Genomic DNA, 15,714 nt, shown 5'->3' on the forward strand with positions numbered 1-15,714 from the left:
GAGCTGATGAAGTCTTTCCTCAACGGCTAGGCGGCCTTTCGCTCCTTCATGTCGGCCTTGATGATGGCGATCTGCTCGGGCGCGACGGGAGCGGTCAGTTCGCGGGCCGGAAGGAGTGCTGCGGCCTCGGGCCACACTTCGGCAACGTCCTCTACGTATGAGACAGAGCGCACGAGCGAGCTGAACGCGTCGAGGCGCTTCTGGCGCTCCTTCTTGAAAGCGTCGCTTGCCGCCGACCACGCGACCACGGCAGCAAATGCGCGGGCGTCGGCCAGATAAATCTGCCGATACTCCGTGTTGTACGGCGTGAGCGGCCGGTCGTCCTTTTCGAACGTGAACTGATCGACCGTTCCGTCCGGCGATTGCAGCTTGAACTCGGTGTAGCCGGATACGGAGCGGTAGCGTTCCAGCACGCGCATGTCGCGCGGCGGGTACTTCTTCTCGATGATGGGCTTCACGAGCGCGACTGCCTTCAGGTATGCGCTCGCGAGCGCGGCTTTCTCTGCCGCCGGCTGCACGACCGTATTGGCGTGCTGCAGCAGCTTGTCGCGCATCCAGGCTCGCAGTGGTCGCTTCGTCATGTTCAGCTCCTCCCTGTTGTGTTGACCGACGCCACCACCAGCCCGAGCGATTGAAATTCCCACCGCGACAAGGTCCGGGAAATCCTTGCCTTCGTGCCAATTGAGCGTGGCCTTGGTGACCGACTGCTTGATCGTGGCCGCTAGGGTATTGTCAAACAACAGATCGGATAGTTGTCCGATTTGCTGGGCGGTAAACTGCCAAGTTGAAACCTCGGTCTGTTTGACTACCCACCATCCGCCGGGCAGATCAATCGCAATTAGACGCGTGTCGTTGATCGAGTGGCTATCGTCGCCGCCGATTGCAAGGTGAATCACACTCTTTCCGGAAACCGAGAATTCAAAACAACAGACCTCGTAGGGAGGGTGAGGCGCAGGCCCCGACCGGAAGCATGCGCTCCGAGGTCAACAATTACCAATGCGCCTTGGTCGAGGCGTTCGGGAGCCGCAGCGCCAAGACGACCTGCACGGCGGTCGCCCCGACTACCACATCTATGCCGGCGAGCAGATGGTGGGCCGCATCTACAAGACGATGATGGCCGGCAACACCGAAGCCTGGTTCTGGGGCGTCAATGGCCTGACTGCCGATCTCTCGATCGGGCCAATGTACGGGCACACCGAAACCCTGGAAGAGGCTCGGGCAAAACTGCGAGAGACGTTCGACCGCTGGCTCGCGTGGGCGCGGTCGGTTTCAAAAGACGATTTGAAATATCGCGATATCACAACGGAGCTTTGGCGGATGGGAGAGAGGCCTTAGCTTTCGTTACGTTGGTTCGCCGATCTCTTGAGTGCGAGCAACCGCCCCTTTGATGGCCTAGCTGGGCATGTGTTTCGGCAGGGCGGTGCTCTTCTGCGAGGTTGATGTTGAGTGCCCACAACCGATCCCTCGCAAATCATCTATGTGCGCCGGTCAGAACGGAAGTTCGTCATCGATTGATGTCGGCTTCCGCCAGCGTCGCCAGAACGCGAGCTTGCCTACGTAGTATTCGATCTTCGCACGGCGCTCCATGCGTTGGCAGTGCTTGTCGTATTCGACAGTGAGAAACCTATGGTGCGCCACTTCCGCATCGCTCGGCCACCAGCGGTAATCGCAACGGGCGCAATGCCACACACCTTCGCTGGTTTCCTCGTAGTCCTCATGGAAGCATTCTTCCGCCTCTGGCTCGTACTCGCGCGGGTCGGTGCATTTCCATTGGTCGTAGGTCATTTGCCTTCCCCGTTTTGTGGCGCAGATTGCCCATGTGCGGCCCGGCACTTCGGGCATTGCTCAAAATCCAACTCGCCGTGCTCGCACCGCGCTGTCATGCCGCGTACCCACGACTGGCGTTGAGCCTCGATCTCGGCCGGCGTCATCTGGTGGACCTGCGCAGCATCAAGCATCTCCTGCAGGGTTGGCTTGCGCCCCAGGGCCTTGGTGAGATTGGCGATGCGATCAGCCCAGGTTATGTCTGCCACTTGTTGCGTCCTCGCTTATGACCGCACGGGAGCCATGCCGGGCACCGTGCCGCCGTTCATCATGGCGTGATAGGCGCGGCAGGCGTCTCTCAGGGTTTGGAATCGCTCACGGTCCAGATCGTCAAGGTCGCCCTCCCAGGGCAACGCGATCTCGATACCATGTTCCTGGAAGATCATTGCGGCATCCAATAGAGCGTGCTTTTCGCGGGTCGAAAACTCTGCCATCCCACTCTCCGTTTTCGGGCGGTCTGTGGTCATCAGTAGTCGCCGTCTTGAAGGACGAACGCCTTGGGCGCGTCCGCATTAATGCGGCGCAGAGTGAAAGGTTTGGTCTGGTCGAGACCGTGCGTCGCCAGTTCGGCGACAAGAAGATCGCGAGCCTGGTCCTCGGTCTCAGCCACGATCACGGACGCCACCCCGACCCAATGCCCATCGTGGTCGACGCAGGTATAGATATTCATGATTTCTCCTTGCTGGCGCTAGCACACTCACCGTCACGAAGCGCTGGCTTCGCAAATTGAAAGCCAAGGCATCCGCAGCCCTCGCACCGATCGGGCTCTATGAAATACTCTTGGCCACATTGGCAGCAAAAAACATTCTGGCCGCGCGGTGCTGATAGGTAAGTCATCGTCACGGGCCTCTAGCGCTCGAACGTCTTGACCATTGGGTTGATCTTGCTGCGGACGTGCTCGATCGCCTTGGTTGGGTCAGCCGTGCGCCAGTCCGGCCACTGACGACCTTCGTTCCTGGTCTGCTTTCCGATGATCATATTGCAGGCGATCTCAGCGACGGACTGAGGGTCGTTCCGCTCGCCGTTGCAGAAGGCGAGGCGGCGCGTCAGTCCATCCAGGGCGAGGATTACAACGTCAACCCACTCGGCGGCATCGCCGTGAGCGTCATGAACCTCGATCAACTCTTTCTTGATGTGATTGATTACGCCATCGGTCCGCTCGCCGGGACCAAAGGTGGCGTGGCTGAAGGCCATTTGCCGGATTAGGTGCTGTTTCAAATCCATCGATGTCTCCTATGTTTTGTGAAGCAGATGTGATGTGTGCGTCACTCTGCGCTGACGCAGGCGATCTTTTCGGCGCCGATGCCCGGCCGCATGACATTCTCATCGCCGCTGATCTGCGCGGCCCAATGCGCCAAGACGGCGGCGGTTGAGACTGTATGGTGGTGGGCCTTATTCAGGTCACCGGCCTTGTGCGCGGCCAATGCCTTGCCGGCGAGATAACCGACCAGCCAGAACCAATCCTCGGGCGCCTTGCCAGTGTCGTGCTCGGCGCCCCATCGGTCGCGCTGGTGCGCGGCCTCGACCAAGATTTCATCAAGCCACGCGCCAACGTATGGCCGGGCGATTAGCCCGCTAAGGTGCTCGATCTCGGCGCGCATGTCGGCCACTTCGCCCTCGGAAACTCTGGCACGCTTGAAATCTTCGGCTCTTGCCATGTCATTCGCTCCGTGACTGCTGATGACCTGACGGCAGCGCGGGCAAAAGCTCCAAATCTTCGACGCGCCCGATTACTCGCCTGTATCGCCAAATCTCGCCGTCGATGACGTGAGCGAACGAGTCGGACGAGAAGGCATCTTCGATATTCACATGGCCGTCGCTGTCGATATGGCTGGTGTAGGCCAGCGCGCCAGAACCGTCATCGTTCTTCAGCCAGATGAACTCCTGATCTTTGAATCGAACCCGGATATTTTCATCGGCCATCGCTGCTCTCCGTCGCTCTACTGCTGTTTCCGAACAGGAAGCCGAGCGCGGCGTGCTGTTCATCCGACAAAAACCAATCGCGCTGCCGTCCGCGCCGATAGCGCGACTGCGAGCAGATCAGGCCTTCGTTTTCCATTGCCGTGAGCTGCTTCACGTTTCCGCCGAGTTGCATCGTGCGGAATATGCGTCGCGATATCTGAGCGTGCATTGTCAGGAGGATTTCGGTGCGAGTCATCGCAGCCTACCTATATGCGGCCCTTCGCCGCCGTTTCGGGATGTCGTAGCGCTGCTTGCCGGTGACGTTCATCCAATCGAGCACGCAGCCGGTCCACAGATCCCAGACCTCTTGCTTCGGATTGGCTCCGGCCGTCATCAGATGGCGCGAGGCCTGCGCGACCTTCTCCGCGCGCCGGTAGCTCTCAAGTCGTCGTTTCGAAAGCTTCATGCCTGTCTCGACACGTATCTGATCTAGTCGCAGTAGTCCGCGAAGCTTCGATACACGATGGTGCCGCCAACGCCGGTCCATCGACGCGGCGGGTCGCCTTCGCCAAGCCATTTGGTGCCGTCGCTATAGTCAGCGGCGTCATACTCGTAGGCGCAGCTCCCTTGCTCGCTGCGGTGCTTGCACTGTTCTTTGCTCGGGCACTTCAGGGTGCAGAACCATTCGACAGGCATCGCTGCGTCTCCGTGTCTAGCCATCACGTCACTTTAGCGTGCGCGTGACGCCGAATTTGTAGGAGCGATTGATCGTGTACACGCTGACCTCGGCGCCATCGTAGTCTTCCGGGATTTCGTTGACATTGCGTGCCACAGCGTAGACGGGCTCGCCGTCAGCTTCGTCGCATTGATAGACCAGAATTTCCTTCGGCAGTTTCTTAGCCATTTCCTGTCTCCTTCCTTGCAATAGGCCGCAAAGCGGCGGTCACCGACGCGCGGCGAGCTGCTTGGCCAATTTCTGGCACTCGGCGGTGACGTAATCGATGTCCCGATAGACCTCGCCGTAGTCGCCGCTCATCGAGCGAAGGCCCAGGCGGCTCATGCTGGGGCAGATATCGCCAGCATGGGCGCAATCGAACCCAAACCACCAAGTGTTGTCGGGCTCACCCGGCCCCGGCGTATGGCAGATGAAGCGAGCGTGTCCGCGCTCGGCCCAGGCTTCGTAATTGTCGAAGCAGCCGGTCCACTCCTTGAGGGATTGGGCTGCATCCCCGGAGGGATATTTTTTCGCATCGCGCTCAAGCTCTGGCTTTCGAGAACGCCACTTCTCCCATCTGTCGCGGCTCAGGTCTGAGCAGCCAGAAGCGAACGTGATGCCGCCATGGGCGTCCAGGCTGCTTTCCGGCCGATGATCGCAGTAGTCGCCGCCGCAAGACTGCGGGCACGAGCCATAGTCCAAACCGTGGAAGGGATGGCCGGCCGGGACACCGACGTAGCCACATAGAGCCCCAACAGGCCCGCGCACGATCAGGCATGCCAGTCCGGTTTCGGCGTCCTGCCATTGGATTTTGTCGGGCTCATCGTTCCACGGACCGCGCTTCCAATCGGTCTTGTCGATCACGTTGCGGTATTCAATTCGTTCCATTTTTCCCTCCGTTTGTTGCAAGCGTTTCGTCAGGGCGCATCACTGTTCACCAATCCATGCCGCCAAGCTGTTCTGGCTGCCTCGCGCCGGACTGTTTGTCGGCTTCTGTGCGGAGCCCATCAATGATCGCGCGGCGTTGATTGTGGTCTAGGTCGGAGAGCTGGTGGTACTCACTGCCGTAGAAATAGCCGATAGACCACCCGGAGGACCGTTCAAGCTTGCTCGCCAAAGCGCGCATTGCCTCAGACGTTATTCTGCGCGGCGGTTCATTGCTCATGCTCGCAGACCTCTCCTCTGGGGCTCAAAGCAGGCATTCGACCCAGCAAGCGCTATCGGCGCGCTCCTGGTCGGAGAATTCCTTGCGCCCGACGCGGCCGGCGTGCAGGTTTGCCAACAGAGCCCGCTCGGTGATCTTGTTGCTCCATTGATTGCAGCGCCGAAGAAATTCCTTCGCCAGCGGCAAGCTCATGAAGCGCAGCACGTCGAGTTCTACGTGGCGCCGGATCGACTGTTCGAATCGCGCACACTCAACGCAACGCCGTGTGCAATCCTCACAGCCAACTTCCGCGTCCTGGCAGAACCCATCGATGCAGTCATGGACGTAACCTTCGTCGCCGCAATCCGGGCATGAGTCCTGGTCTGGGTTGAGGTCGAAGTGCGCCTCGTCGAAAAGCCTATCGAGCAGGGCGTTTTCTTTCGATATCTTCATGACTTAATCCCTCAGACGGCCCATCACCGTCACTCTGCAGCTTCTTTGAATGGTTTTTCCCAAAGGCTTGCGAATGTCGGCCGCTGGAGATCGTCTTCGATTTCTGCGCCACGGCGCTCGATATCGACGAACATGTCTGGACGGCGCGTGGCATCGTCGATGCGGCGGCAGGCGATATCGAAATACTTGGGTTCGATCTCTATCCCGATGAATCGGCGCCCAATCTGCACAGCGGCGACTCCGGTCGTGCCGCTGCCCATGAATGGATCAAGGATCAGCGATGCTGCACCGATTTCAGCAAGGGTGAACTTCATGACCGCGAGCGGCTTCTGCGTAGGGTGGCCTACGCGCTCGGCGTTCGTGGCTCCAATGGAGCAGTTAATCTGGCGTGAGTTCTGGTTGAGGTTGGTCCAAGCAAACTCGACGTTGCCCATGCTGGGAGGCGCGTCGGGCTTGAACCAAGAAAGCCAACCGCGAGACGGCGGCAGGCTGTAATAGTTGCCACCCCAGACCACCTGCTTTTTGCCGCAGGCAAGAAGATCGGTCAGCCCATCAACCGTAATATCATCCCACGACTCGGCAGTTTTCCCAGCTCGGCGCTGCCATTTGGTAGGCTGAGCTGCAAAGCCAATGCCATAGGGCGGGTCGGTCACCACGGCATCAACCGGCCCGAGTGTCGGGACGATCTCGCGGCAGTCTCCGAGGTAGATGGTCACGCCATCAGCTATGGTTTCGATTTTTGGCATGGTTTCCTGCCTGTTGTTCGGACACGCCGCGTGTGCTGGCCGCTGCGCTTGAAAGGGGTGCCGGTCGATGATCTGGGCAGGATCTTCGATCCGGCCGCGCCGATGCCCTGGGGGATTGGGGAACAAGAGGCGAGGGCGCGTTTTCTATTTCGGTGATGTCAGGGGCGTTGAAGGGCTTCGGCTCTTGCCGCCAGTCGCCTTCAGCGAAGATCACGATGTCGTCGGGGCCGATCTCGCGTTGAGCCCGCTTGTCCCACCAGCGATGGATGATTCGCGGACCGCCCCAGATCCGATAGGCGTTCCAGAAGCGATCGTCGCGGAAGCCGACGTAATGGACGGCCGGCACAATTGTCGGCACAGCGTTGGCGGATTGATGGTTATTCGGAAGCTCAATCAACGCGATGCGCGAAGTGTCCGACGGATTTTGATTCCGCCATCCCCTGGTTCGAATCCAGGCGCCCCAGCCATCACCAACGCATTGAAACTAAAACAGTTCTGCCGCTGTGTCGTTTTGTTCTTCTGGGATTTTCTGCAAATCAGAATCCGCCATTTTCTGCAAATTTGTTGCTTGCCTGTTCTCCAGCAAATGCGCGTAGCGTTTGCGCGTCGCAGGGAGCGCGCGTTCGAGCGACTTCTTCGCGTAACCTTTGTACGCCTGCACTTTCTTGTGACCGGAGAGAGCGCGATCTTGACCGTCGGTGAGCTCGGCAACCTCGATCTCGGTCAGCTGTTGATTACGACCAGCGTACCGAGCCTGCGAGCATCTTGCCGGTGCTGGCTGAACTCGGGTTGGCCGGCAAATCACGCGACGAACAGGGTACGGCAGAGGATATTTAAGGTTCGCAGCGCAGCTGTCCAACGCCGCTCCAGGAACACAATGGCTACGCGCAACCTCCTTTCGGAGAAAGTTGCTGCGCGTCAGAAAGAGCTTGGGGAAGAGGTAGTGCGGATCAATGCCCGGACTCCGTCAACAGGAATCCCGCCAAAGACCAAGCCGAAGTATCGGCGGCCACTACGGCGTGTAAGCTCCGAGCGGAATCGTCGCCGCGTCGTAACCGAAAACCCAGCTCGGGTCGGTTGGCAGGCGCAGAAAAGTGTTTTCCGCCGATATTTGTTGCACTTTTCGAACGCGCGGCTTCCGCGTGGCCTCATACAATCCGAAGGCCGTGGCTTGATCACCGGATTGCACCAGACATCGCACCAGCACCGCGGCATCCTCGATCGCCATCGCGGCCCCCGACGCCATGTACGGCGTCATCGCGTGGCAGGCGTCGCCTATCAGAACCAGCGGTCCCTCAGTCCACTTTTCCAGCGGCTCGACATCGAGGATCGGCCACTTGGTGAGCTGTGGCGCCCGTTCGATCACGGTGCGAACCTCGGGGTGAAAGCCGTCAAACGCACGCAAGACCTCGTCACGATCGCAATACTCCCAGGAGGCCGGTGAACGCCATTCGCCCTTGGCGCTGGTGACGAGGTAGATCTCATTTCGCGATTGCTCGATGAAATAGATTAGGATGTGGCTGTTCGGCCCCCACCACTTGGTGCAGTTGCGAACTTCCAAACCATCGAGCAGCGACGAAGGATAAATCGCCCGATGCGCGACCGCTCCAATGAAGCGCGCTTTCCGCGGGCCAACCACCGCCTCGCGAAGCCTTGAATTCACGCCATCGGCTCCGATGACGATATCCGCCTCCGCGGAGGAGCCGTCCGCGAACGAGAGCTGCGCGATCCCGCGATCGATTTTCACATCGGCCAGTCTTTTGCCGAACTCGACACTGTCCGGCAGCACCTTCTCCAGAATCGCCGCGTGCAAGTCGCTGCGATGAACGGTGATATAGCTTGCTCCGTATTGCCGTTCTCCTAACGAGCCGAGTGGCAGCTCGAACAGGATTTCCCCGGTGTCCCACTTGCGGCTGGTGAAAGTGTCCGGGTGGATGCCGATGCTGCTGAGCCGCTTTTCGGCCTCAAGCAAGCGAAGCACTTTCATGACATTTGCCGAGACATGAATGCCGGCGCCGATACGCTCGAACGTCTGCGCCTGCTCGTAAAGCCGGACTTCGAATCCCGCGCGTTGCAGGAGCGCGCCTGCAGTCGCGCCGCCAAGTCCTGCACCGATGATGGCTATCCGGGAGGAGCGTGTCATTTAATGGCAGCAGTGGGCTGGTTGGTGATCGCTGACGGTCGTGCGGCACATGCACGAGGATGTAATCGGCACGTCCGCCGCGGCCAGTGCCGTGGCAAGCTTCCTCTCCAGCGCCGGCAATTCCGCCTGATCGGGTTTCCGCTTCAGGCATTCGACCAATCCATGAAGCGCCCAGACGTTGTCGGGATGCTGGGCGCAGCGCTGGATTTGGCCGCTCAAGCCGAGATCGTCGCGGTAGACCTGTTCGGCCTCGTCGAAATGGCCTTGCTCCATCAGCAGCGCCGCCAGCGCATGCCTCGGCGGATGCATCCAGGCCCACGGCTCGATGTATTCGAGATTGTCGTCGCGGCGCACGCTTTCTCGCAGATGGTCGAAAGCGGCTGCGTGGTTGCCTTTGTGGTATTCCAACTCGCCCTCCAACATCTTCTCGCCGACCGCCAGGATGGCATGCGCGTCGTTGTTGAAGAATCTGCGGTCGGATGGAATGCGCTGCAGGCTCTGATGAAAGCGCCGGCGCTCCTCGTCGGCTTCTTCGAAATGCCTGAGCGTGGCGTGTGCAATGCCCTTGGCGTAGTGAAGCATCGCCGTGGAGACCAGATAGAGATCGGGATCGTCCGGCAGAGGCTCCTCGATGATCTCCTGCCAGCGTCCAAAACGCACCATCACATGGCTTTTCATCGAATAGTAGCCCTCGAGGCTCATCGCGAATTTGGGACGGCCCTTGACGCTGAGGACGTCCTTGCTCAGCAGGCGGCACATCTTGTCTGCGGTGTCGATCGAGTCCCGATACCGGCCCATGAACATGCACGTATACATCATCAGATGAAGGTCGTGTGAGCAGGCGACAGTATAGAACGTCAAGGGACCAGCGTAGGCGAGATACATGTCGTCGGCGACGAGCGCCCTTTCGCTCGCGGTCTTCGCCTTTTCATAGTCGCCGCACAGCATGTAGACATGGCCCGGCATGTGGTTCAGGTGGCCGGCATCGGGACACATGGTGGCGAGCAGATCCGCCGAGCGCATGGCGCGTTGGGGTTCGTTGGACATCTCAAGGGCATGAATGTGCAGGTGCAGGATCGCCGGATGCGGCTTGATGCCCTGCCGGTCGGCCAGTTCGACGGCGCGGTCGCACACCCGTAGCGCCTCGATCACGTCCGAATTCTGCGCGGGCTTGCCGGTCTTGACGTTCCAGAGGCGCCGCGGCGTCCGCGTGATCAGCGCCTCGACCAGCAGCGCCATGACGTCGTGATCGTCCGGATGGCTGTGGTGGACGCGGCGCATCTCAGCCGCGTAATCGTCATCCCAACGGTCGAACTCCTCGGGAGGGACCGAATGCGGCTTCTGGATCCTGCGGGCGATCGCCTCCACCAGCCGGTTTTCCAGGTCCGTGGCCTTGGCTGATGCCGCACGCGCGGCCTCGATATGCTCGAAGCCGGTCCTGGTGGCGGCGTTCGCCTCTGCCTCGCCATGCTCGCGCCAGGTCAGGTTGTAGAAAGGCCCGCTGCCGAATGCGATTCCCCAATGCGCCATGACGCAATCGGGATCGAACTCGAGCGCCTTGCGGAAGCACTTGATGCCTTCGTTCTTGTTGAAGCCGAAGCACCAGTTCAGCCCCAGATCGAACCAGCGCCGCGCCTGCGGCGATGTCGTCGAGATCGCCAGCGAATGCGTGCCGAGGTTGAAGCGGTCCATGTGTCGTTCCCGGTCTCTGCATCTTCACGAAAGCAACACCTACTTCAAGCGGAGCGGCGAGCGGCCGAGCGAATTCTGCTCCTGCACGAGATGCCGCAACAGCGCGGCAAACACCTTGCGGTCCGGTCCGGCCAGCGCCGCAATGGTCCGCTCCTGGGCGCGTTGCGCGCAGCGGTCGGCTTTCTTCAGAAAGGCGATACCCTCAGCGGTGAGCCCGATCAGGCGCCTGCGGCCGTGCTCCGGGTTGACGCGGACCGTCATATAGCCGCGCTCCAGAAGCCTGCGCACCACGTCCGAGACGTTGGTCCGATCCATGCCCACATGCACGGCAAGCTCGCTCTGGTCGATTTCGCCGCGCTGATGGACCACCGACAATGCGGTGAACTGGATCGTCGTGATGTCGAGCTCGGCGGCCTCCTGCACGAACAGCGCCACATGGATCTGGTGCAGCCTGCGGATCAGAAAGCCAACCCGTTCCGTCAGCGGCGTGTCGGCAAACAGCGGAGCCGGCAGGTGCGCCTTGCCCTTGGCCTTCACGGCACGGCTTCCCCCGGCAGTGAAAGGCCGCCGGTCATCGGAGCGCCGAGGCGCCACTGGATGAGACGCTCCAGCAACAGCACCGCTCCGTAAGACAGCAAGCCGATCAGCGACACCCATCCGAGCGCCGCGAACAACAGGTCGATCTGCAGATTCGAAGAAGCAAACAGGATGATGTAGCCGAGCCCGCTCTGGGCCGTGACGAACTCGCTGACGATCACGCCGGTGATCGACAGCGTCATCCCGACCTTGAGCCCGCTCATGATCAGCGGAACCGCGTAAGGCAGCCGCACTTGCCAGAAGATCTGCGCCGGCGACGCCCGCACCGATTTGCAGAGCTTGAGCACCAGAGGATCCGTTGCGCGAAGGCCGGCCAGCGTCGCCAGCACGATCGGAAAGAACGAAATGAATCCGGCAAACGACAGCCGCGAGATCAGGTTGACGCCGAACCAGACGACAAACAGCGGCGCCAAGGCAATTTTCGGCAGCAACTGGAACATGACCAGGCTTGGATAGACCGCGAGGCGGAAGATGCGTCCGTGCATGAGCAGCGCGCCCAGCAGCATGCCGCCGATCGATGACAGCGCGAAGGTCAATACGGTCGCGTAGGCGGTCGCCATGATGTGAGGCCACATGACATCGATGCTGGCAACGGCCACCTTAACGGCCTCCCATGGCGCGGCGAGGCTGAGCGAACTGATCCATCCATTGCTCACGGACAGCTGCCAGAGCAGCACAATGCTGCAGCAGGTGAGGAGGGGCAGGAGGATGCGCTGGGCCTTGCTGGACGGCTTCCGCATTTGCGTCACCCGAACATCCGGCGCCGGACCATGATCTCGCCGGCGGCGACCAGGCCATAGACCAGGAGGCCGAACAGGCTCAGCACGACGAGCGCGGCGAGGATGTTGGTGGTCTGCGACAGTGCGGCCGCCTGCACGATGTACCAGCCGATGCCGGCCTGGGCGGAGACGAACTCTCCGAGCACGACGCCGATGATGCACAGCGTCGTGCTGACCTTGGCGCCCACAAACAACTGGGGCAGCGCCATCGGCAGCTGCACGTGGAACAGCGTCTGCCAGCGGCTCGCGCGCAGCGCATGGCACAGCCGCACCGCGTCTGCGCTGGTCTCTTCGAAACCGGCGCGGGCGCCGGCCAGGATCGGGAAAAAGCTGAGACAGACCGCAAAGGTGAGATGCGATACGACGCCGGGTCCGGACCAGACGACAAACAAGGGCGCCAGCGCGATCTTCGGGACGATCTGCAGCACGACGAACAACGGCGCAAACATGTCCTCGATGACACGCGACAGCGTGAAGACGGCCGCAATCAGGACGCCGACAGCCAGCGACACCACGAGCGCGGCCAGCACTTGCAGGATCGTCAGCGCGGCATGGTAGCCCAGCGTCGGGGCATTGACGACGAGGGCGGTTGCGACGCGGCTCGGCGCGGGGAACAGCACCTCGGGAATGGCAAACGCACGCGCAAGAATTTCGAACGCCGCGATGCAGGCCAGGATGAAGCCTGTCGGCAGCGCGACCTCGCCGGCGAGGCGCCGCAAGCCGCTGGTCCACGGCGGCGCCCGAAGACCGGCATTGGCAACCGCCTCAGCCGACATGGCTCTCCTCGATCATGCCGCGCAGCCGTCCGCACAACTGGTTGAATTCCGCGGTCTCCGCCAGTTCCGGACTGCGCGGCCTTGGAAACGGCACGACGACATCCTGCACGATGGTGGCGGGGCGCTTGGTCATCACCAGGATCCGGTCGGACAACAGGACGGCCTCGCGGATGCTGTGGGTGATGAACAGCGCGGTCCGCGCCACCTGCTGCTGCCAGAGATCCAGCAGCAGCACGTTCATCTGGTCGCGGGTGATGGCATCGAGCGCGCTGAACGGCTCGTCCATCAGCAGGATGCTCGGATCGTTGATCAGCGCCCGGCAGATCGAAACGCGTTGCCGCATCCCGCCGGAAAGCTGATGCGGGCGATGCTCCTCGAAGGATTGCAGGCCGACCGAACGCAACAGCGTCTTCGCCCGCTCGCGAAGCGGATCGAGCGGCAACCGGGCGATGCGCGCCGGAAACAGCACGTTCTCGGTGACGGTCTTCCACGGCAGCAGCGTGGGATCCTGAAACATGATGCCGACGTCGGCGCGCGGGCCGCTCATCGGCTCGCCTGCGACGGTGAGCGCGCCGTCGGTGATGTCTTCCAGACCCGCGGAGATCATCAGGAGCGTGCTCTTGCCGCACCCGCTCGGACCCAGGATCGAGACGAACTCGCCCTGTTCGACGCGAAAGTTGACGTTGTGCAGCGCCTCGACGGCCTTGCCGTCGGGGTCGTAGACCTTGCGCACTCCGTCGCCGCGGATGAACGACATCAGTGTCAGCGGCCTTCTGCCGGCTTCTTCAGCTCAGCAACTTGGTGACGTCCGAACAGGACGCCTTCACGGTCTCCCACTCCGCGGCGGTGAGTTTGACGCCGCCTGCGTATTTGTTGGAGACGACCTTCTCCAGATCGGGCTGCTTGCCCTCGGGCGCCACGTATTTCATCACGAGGTCCATCATAGTCTTGTAGTCGGCCGGCGGCGCGTAGCCGATGCCGTTCTGCTTCGACGCATCGTGCATCACGGAATAGCGGAAGAAATCGAGCGCCAATTTGTTCAGCTCGCGCGCGCCTTTGGCGAGCGCCATTTCGGGATTGGCCTTGAAGAAGATGTCGAGCGACTCTTCCGGCTTGAGCAGCACGAATTTGATGGCCTCGTTCAGGCCCTCGGCGATCGCGCCGCAGAACCCGGGCTCCTTCTCCAGCAGTGCCTGCTGGGTGAACAGGCAATTGCCAAAGAGCGGGAGGTTGTATTGGCTGAACAACATGATTTTCGGCGAGAAGCCGTTGGCGAGATAGCCCGGCACGACCGAAGGCGCGAATGCCGAGATCGCCGACACCTGCTTTTCAATCAAGAGCCGCTGCCTGACGTTGAGGTCGACCTGCAAAATTTCGACCTTGCTCAGGTCCACGCCCGCATTCGCCGCAAACACCGGAAGGAAAGGAAAGTCGCCCGATTTCGCGGTGCAGGCTATTTTCTTGCCTTCGAGATCCTTTGGTTTCGCCACGCCGCTGTCGCTCATGGTGACGACCGCCATGAAGGCGTCGTAGGAGCAGCAGGAAATCTGCGCGATGGGCAGCCCAAGCGCCGCCTGTTGCAGTCCGGCTGTGGCGGCGGAGACACCAAACTGGAACTGGCCATTGCCGACGGCTTGTGCAGCGCCGACCGAACCGGTGCCCTTGGCGATATCGACGTTCAGCTTTTCCTTCGACCAATAGCCGTTCGCCTTGGCGACGAAGGTCATGAGATTGGGCCCTTCCGGCACCCAGGGCAGCGTCAAGGTCACATTGCGGGTTTGCGCGATGGCCGGCCGAGCCAGACCACCGGCTGCCAGCGCTCCGATTGCTGCACCGCGCAACACGTCGCGCCGCGTCGGCCGCGCCCCGAAATGCTTCCCCATGCCGTCCTCCTGACTGCTGCAATGCAAGTACACTGACGTTGAGCAAAAAGCGGGCCAGTTGGCGTTGCGGTTTGTTGGCGATACCAATGACGGCTGAATTTATGGTCACGGACGCCTGACCGCTTGTTGCGCACGTGATTGAAAATTAGTCGCGGATCATTTTTCACGCCGCCGGCGCCGGCCACGGCTTCGCTTGGAATAAATGTCCGGATACAGCTTCTCGAAGCCATCCTCGCGCGCGATCAATGTCGACAAATTGTCGGGCAATTCGCTCCGGTCTACCAAAACAAATCCTGGGAATTGCGTCTGCAGCATTCCCTTGTCAGGCAAGCATAGGTAGACGTCGTTGAGTAACGACTGCTCGGCCGGTGCAATGAACATCATGACGTCGTGAGGTGTCCCAAGCGACTGCATGAGGCGCGCTGCGCGGACCTTTATCGGAGCCCATTCGGTGACGCTAACGCCTCGACGCCGTGCAAACGCGACCATGTGCTGCACTTTCTAAAGAGCAGCCATCCGGGCATCTGGAGCAGATTTTCAATAAAATCGGTGTGGAAAACCGCACTTCGGCAGCAGCTCTTGCGGTCCGCGCGCTGGGTGCACGGTGACCGAGTCCGAAGCTAGCCCACCGGTGACGAGTTCTTACTGGTATCGATTCCTTCCAGTTTCGAACTGACAAGAGGTTCGAAGAAATTTATCAAAGCTGACCATTGATGCAGACTTTGAATTTCAGGATGTGCCCTATTCAAGAGAGATCGAGTCAACTCAGACGCTTGAAAAGCCAACTGGCTTCATTTGCGAATAACATCGGGATGTCGGTCGGACCCGCCGGACGCGACAAACGACCAAGCAGCGCCGCCGCTGCAGGATGACGACGACCTGATCCTCTCCGCCATCCGCTCGGCAAAAAGGGTCTGGAGTGGGCATCGCTATTTCGTCCTCAACACAATGGACGGCTGCATCCCGTTGGATCTCGGGGCTGGCGTCACCCAAGAAATGCAGGAACAGCGTTGCCTGCCGTATGTCGCCATGACAATGTGAGTTAATCAGAAGCCGCTCA

At 60.7% G+C, this 15,714-nt stretch carries 27 protein-coding genes; 1 reads left to right on the forward strand and 26 read right to left on the reverse strand.

Annotated features, from left to right (window positions below; genetic code table 11):
- Positions 1-26: 26 nt before the first annotated feature.
- On the reverse strand, positions 27-896 hold the full coding sequence (locus RHPLAN_RS14210) for an Nmad5 family putative nucleotide modification protein (RefSeq protein ID WP_068018925.1): 870 nt from the start codon (positions 894-896) through the stop codon (positions 27-29).
- Between the two features lie 100 nt (positions 897-996).
- Here RHPLAN_RS14210 and RHPLAN_RS14215 point away from each other — a divergent pair, with 100 nt between their 5' ends.
- Positions 997-1,335, forward strand: a complete 339-nt coding sequence (locus tag RHPLAN_RS14215) for a DinB family protein (protein WP_068018928.1) — start codon at positions 997-999, stop codon at positions 1,333-1,335.
- 153 nt (positions 1,336-1,488) lie between these two features.
- Here RHPLAN_RS14215 and RHPLAN_RS14220 read toward each other — a convergent pair whose 3' ends face one another.
- The 25 genes from RHPLAN_RS14220 to RHPLAN_RS14330 all read right to left on the reverse strand — a co-directional run bounded on the left by RHPLAN_RS14220 (position 1,489) and on the right by RHPLAN_RS14330 (position 15,143).
- A complete protein-coding gene (locus tag RHPLAN_RS14220) occupies positions 1,489-1,785 on the reverse strand; it encodes a hypothetical protein (RefSeq protein ID WP_068018931.1) in 297 nt (98 codons plus the stop codon).
- Positions 1,782-2,033 (reverse strand): hypothetical protein, encoded by a 252-nt coding sequence (locus RHPLAN_RS14225; RefSeq protein ID WP_068018934.1) that lies wholly within the window; start codon positions 2,031-2,033, stop codon positions 1,782-1,784. The genes RHPLAN_RS14220 and RHPLAN_RS14225 overlap by 4 nt, the downstream gene beginning before the upstream one ends.
- A 15-nt stretch (positions 2,034-2,048) precedes the next feature.
- Entirely contained in the window at positions 2,049-2,258 is a 210-nt protein-coding gene (locus RHPLAN_RS14230; protein ID WP_157100256.1) for a hypothetical protein, read from the reverse strand.
- 32 nt (positions 2,259-2,290) lie between these two features.
- Positions 2,291-2,494: a hypothetical protein gene (locus RHPLAN_RS14235; protein ID WP_068018941.1), complete on the reverse strand. Its 204-nt coding sequence runs from the start codon at positions 2,492-2,494 to the stop codon at positions 2,291-2,293.
- A 179-nt stretch (positions 2,495-2,673) separates the two neighbouring features.
- The gene (locus RHPLAN_RS14240; RefSeq protein WP_068018943.1) at positions 2,674-3,048 is read right to left on the reverse strand and encodes a dATP/dGTP pyrophosphohydrolase domain-containing protein; all 375 of its coding nucleotides are present in this window, start codon (positions 3,046-3,048) and stop codon (positions 2,674-2,676) included.
- A gap of 41 nt (positions 3,049-3,089) precedes the next feature.
- Complete coding sequence (locus tag RHPLAN_RS14245; protein WP_068018946.1) at positions 3,090-3,482, reverse strand: hypothetical protein; 393 nt, start codon at positions 3,480-3,482, stop codon at positions 3,090-3,092.
- A 1-nt stretch (position 3,483) separates the two neighbouring features.
- Positions 3,484-3,747: a hypothetical protein gene (locus tag RHPLAN_RS14250; protein WP_068018949.1), complete on the reverse strand. Its 264-nt coding sequence runs from the start codon at positions 3,745-3,747 to the stop codon at positions 3,484-3,486.
- A complete protein-coding gene (locus tag RHPLAN_RS14255; protein WP_157100257.1) occupies positions 3,737-3,982 on the reverse strand; it encodes a hypothetical protein in 246 nt (81 codons plus the stop codon). The genes RHPLAN_RS14250 and RHPLAN_RS14255 overlap by 11 nt, the downstream gene beginning before the upstream one ends.
- Positions 3,983-3,988: 6 nt before the next feature.
- Complete coding sequence (locus RHPLAN_RS14260) at positions 3,989-4,192, reverse strand: hypothetical protein (protein ID WP_068018955.1); 204 nt, start codon at positions 4,190-4,192, stop codon at positions 3,989-3,991.
- Between the two features lie 23 nt (positions 4,193-4,215).
- On the reverse strand, positions 4,216-4,422 hold the full coding sequence (locus RHPLAN_RS14265; RefSeq protein WP_068018958.1) for a hypothetical protein: 207 nt from the start codon (positions 4,420-4,422) through the stop codon (positions 4,216-4,218).
- Positions 4,423-4,450: 28 nt separating this feature from the next.
- Complete coding sequence (locus tag RHPLAN_RS14270; RefSeq protein WP_068018961.1) at positions 4,451-4,630, reverse strand: hypothetical protein; 180 nt, start codon at positions 4,628-4,630, stop codon at positions 4,451-4,453.
- 39 nt (positions 4,631-4,669) lie between these two features.
- Positions 4,670-5,329, reverse strand: coding sequence for a hypothetical protein (locus RHPLAN_RS14275; RefSeq protein ID WP_068018964.1), 660 nt, complete (start codon positions 5,327-5,329; stop codon positions 4,670-4,672).
- A 46-nt stretch (positions 5,330-5,375) separates the two neighbouring features.
- Positions 5,376-5,606: a hypothetical protein gene (locus RHPLAN_RS14280; RefSeq protein ID WP_157100258.1), complete on the reverse strand. Its 231-nt coding sequence runs from the start codon at positions 5,604-5,606 to the stop codon at positions 5,376-5,378.
- A 24-nt stretch (positions 5,607-5,630) separates the two neighbouring features.
- Positions 5,631-6,038 carry a hypothetical protein gene (locus tag RHPLAN_RS14285; RefSeq protein ID WP_068018970.1) on the reverse strand — a complete coding sequence of 136 codons (408 nt, stop codon included), beginning with the start codon at positions 6,036-6,038 and terminating at the stop codon, positions 5,631-5,633.
- A 29-nt stretch (positions 6,039-6,067) separates the two neighbouring features.
- Positions 6,068-6,784, reverse strand: a complete 717-nt coding sequence (locus RHPLAN_RS14290) for a DNA-methyltransferase (RefSeq protein ID WP_084244882.1) — start codon at positions 6,782-6,784, stop codon at positions 6,068-6,070.
- On the reverse strand, positions 6,759-7,181 hold the full coding sequence (locus RHPLAN_RS39335; RefSeq protein WP_157100259.1) for a hypothetical protein: 423 nt from the start codon (positions 7,179-7,181) through the stop codon (positions 6,759-6,761). The genes RHPLAN_RS14290 and RHPLAN_RS39335 overlap by 26 nt, the downstream gene beginning before the upstream one ends.
- 87 nt (positions 7,182-7,268) lie before the next feature.
- Positions 7,269-7,643, reverse strand: a complete 375-nt coding sequence (locus RHPLAN_RS39340; protein WP_157100260.1) for a hypothetical protein — start codon at positions 7,641-7,643, stop codon at positions 7,269-7,271.
- Between the two features lie 153 nt (positions 7,644-7,796).
- Entirely contained in the window at positions 7,797-8,927 is a 1,131-nt protein-coding gene (locus RHPLAN_RS14295) for an FAD-dependent monooxygenase (RefSeq protein WP_068018977.1), read from the reverse strand.
- On the reverse strand, positions 8,928-10,619 hold the full coding sequence (locus tag RHPLAN_RS14300) for a tetratricopeptide repeat protein (protein WP_068018980.1): 1,692 nt from the start codon (positions 10,617-10,619) through the stop codon (positions 8,928-8,930).
- A 39-nt stretch (positions 10,620-10,658) separates the two neighbouring features.
- Positions 10,659-11,156, reverse strand: a complete 498-nt coding sequence (locus tag RHPLAN_RS14305; protein ID WP_068018984.1) for a MarR family winged helix-turn-helix transcriptional regulator — start codon at positions 11,154-11,156, stop codon at positions 10,659-10,661.
- Positions 11,153-11,956, reverse strand: coding sequence for an ABC transporter permease (locus tag RHPLAN_RS14310; RefSeq protein ID WP_068018987.1), 804 nt, complete (start codon positions 11,954-11,956; stop codon positions 11,153-11,155). Before RHPLAN_RS14310 ends, RHPLAN_RS14305 begins: the two co-directional genes overlap by 4 nt.
- Positions 11,957-11,961: 5 nt before the next feature.
- Complete coding sequence (locus RHPLAN_RS14315) at positions 11,962-12,771, reverse strand: ABC transporter permease (RefSeq protein ID WP_068018990.1); 810 nt, start codon at positions 12,769-12,771, stop codon at positions 11,962-11,964.
- On the reverse strand, positions 12,761-13,528 hold the full coding sequence (locus RHPLAN_RS14320; protein WP_068018993.1) for an ABC transporter ATP-binding protein: 768 nt from the start codon (positions 13,526-13,528) through the stop codon (positions 12,761-12,763). Before RHPLAN_RS14320 ends, RHPLAN_RS14315 begins: the two co-directional genes overlap by 11 nt.
- A gap of 28 nt (positions 13,529-13,556) precedes the next feature.
- Positions 13,557-14,654: an ABC transporter substrate-binding protein gene (locus RHPLAN_RS14325; RefSeq protein WP_068018995.1), complete on the reverse strand. Its 1,098-nt coding sequence runs from the start codon at positions 14,652-14,654 to the stop codon at positions 13,557-13,559.
- Positions 14,655-14,810: 156 nt separating this feature from the next.
- The gene (locus RHPLAN_RS14330; RefSeq protein WP_157100261.1) at positions 14,811-15,143 is read right to left on the reverse strand and encodes a hypothetical protein; all 333 of its coding nucleotides are present in this window, start codon (positions 15,141-15,143) and stop codon (positions 14,811-14,813) included.
- Positions 15,144-15,714 lie beyond the last annotated feature (571 nt).

This window comes from Rhodoplanes sp. Z2-YC6860, assembly GCF_001579845.1.
Taxonomy (GTDB): domain Bacteria; phylum Pseudomonadota; class Alphaproteobacteria; order Rhizobiales; family Xanthobacteraceae; genus Z2-YC6860.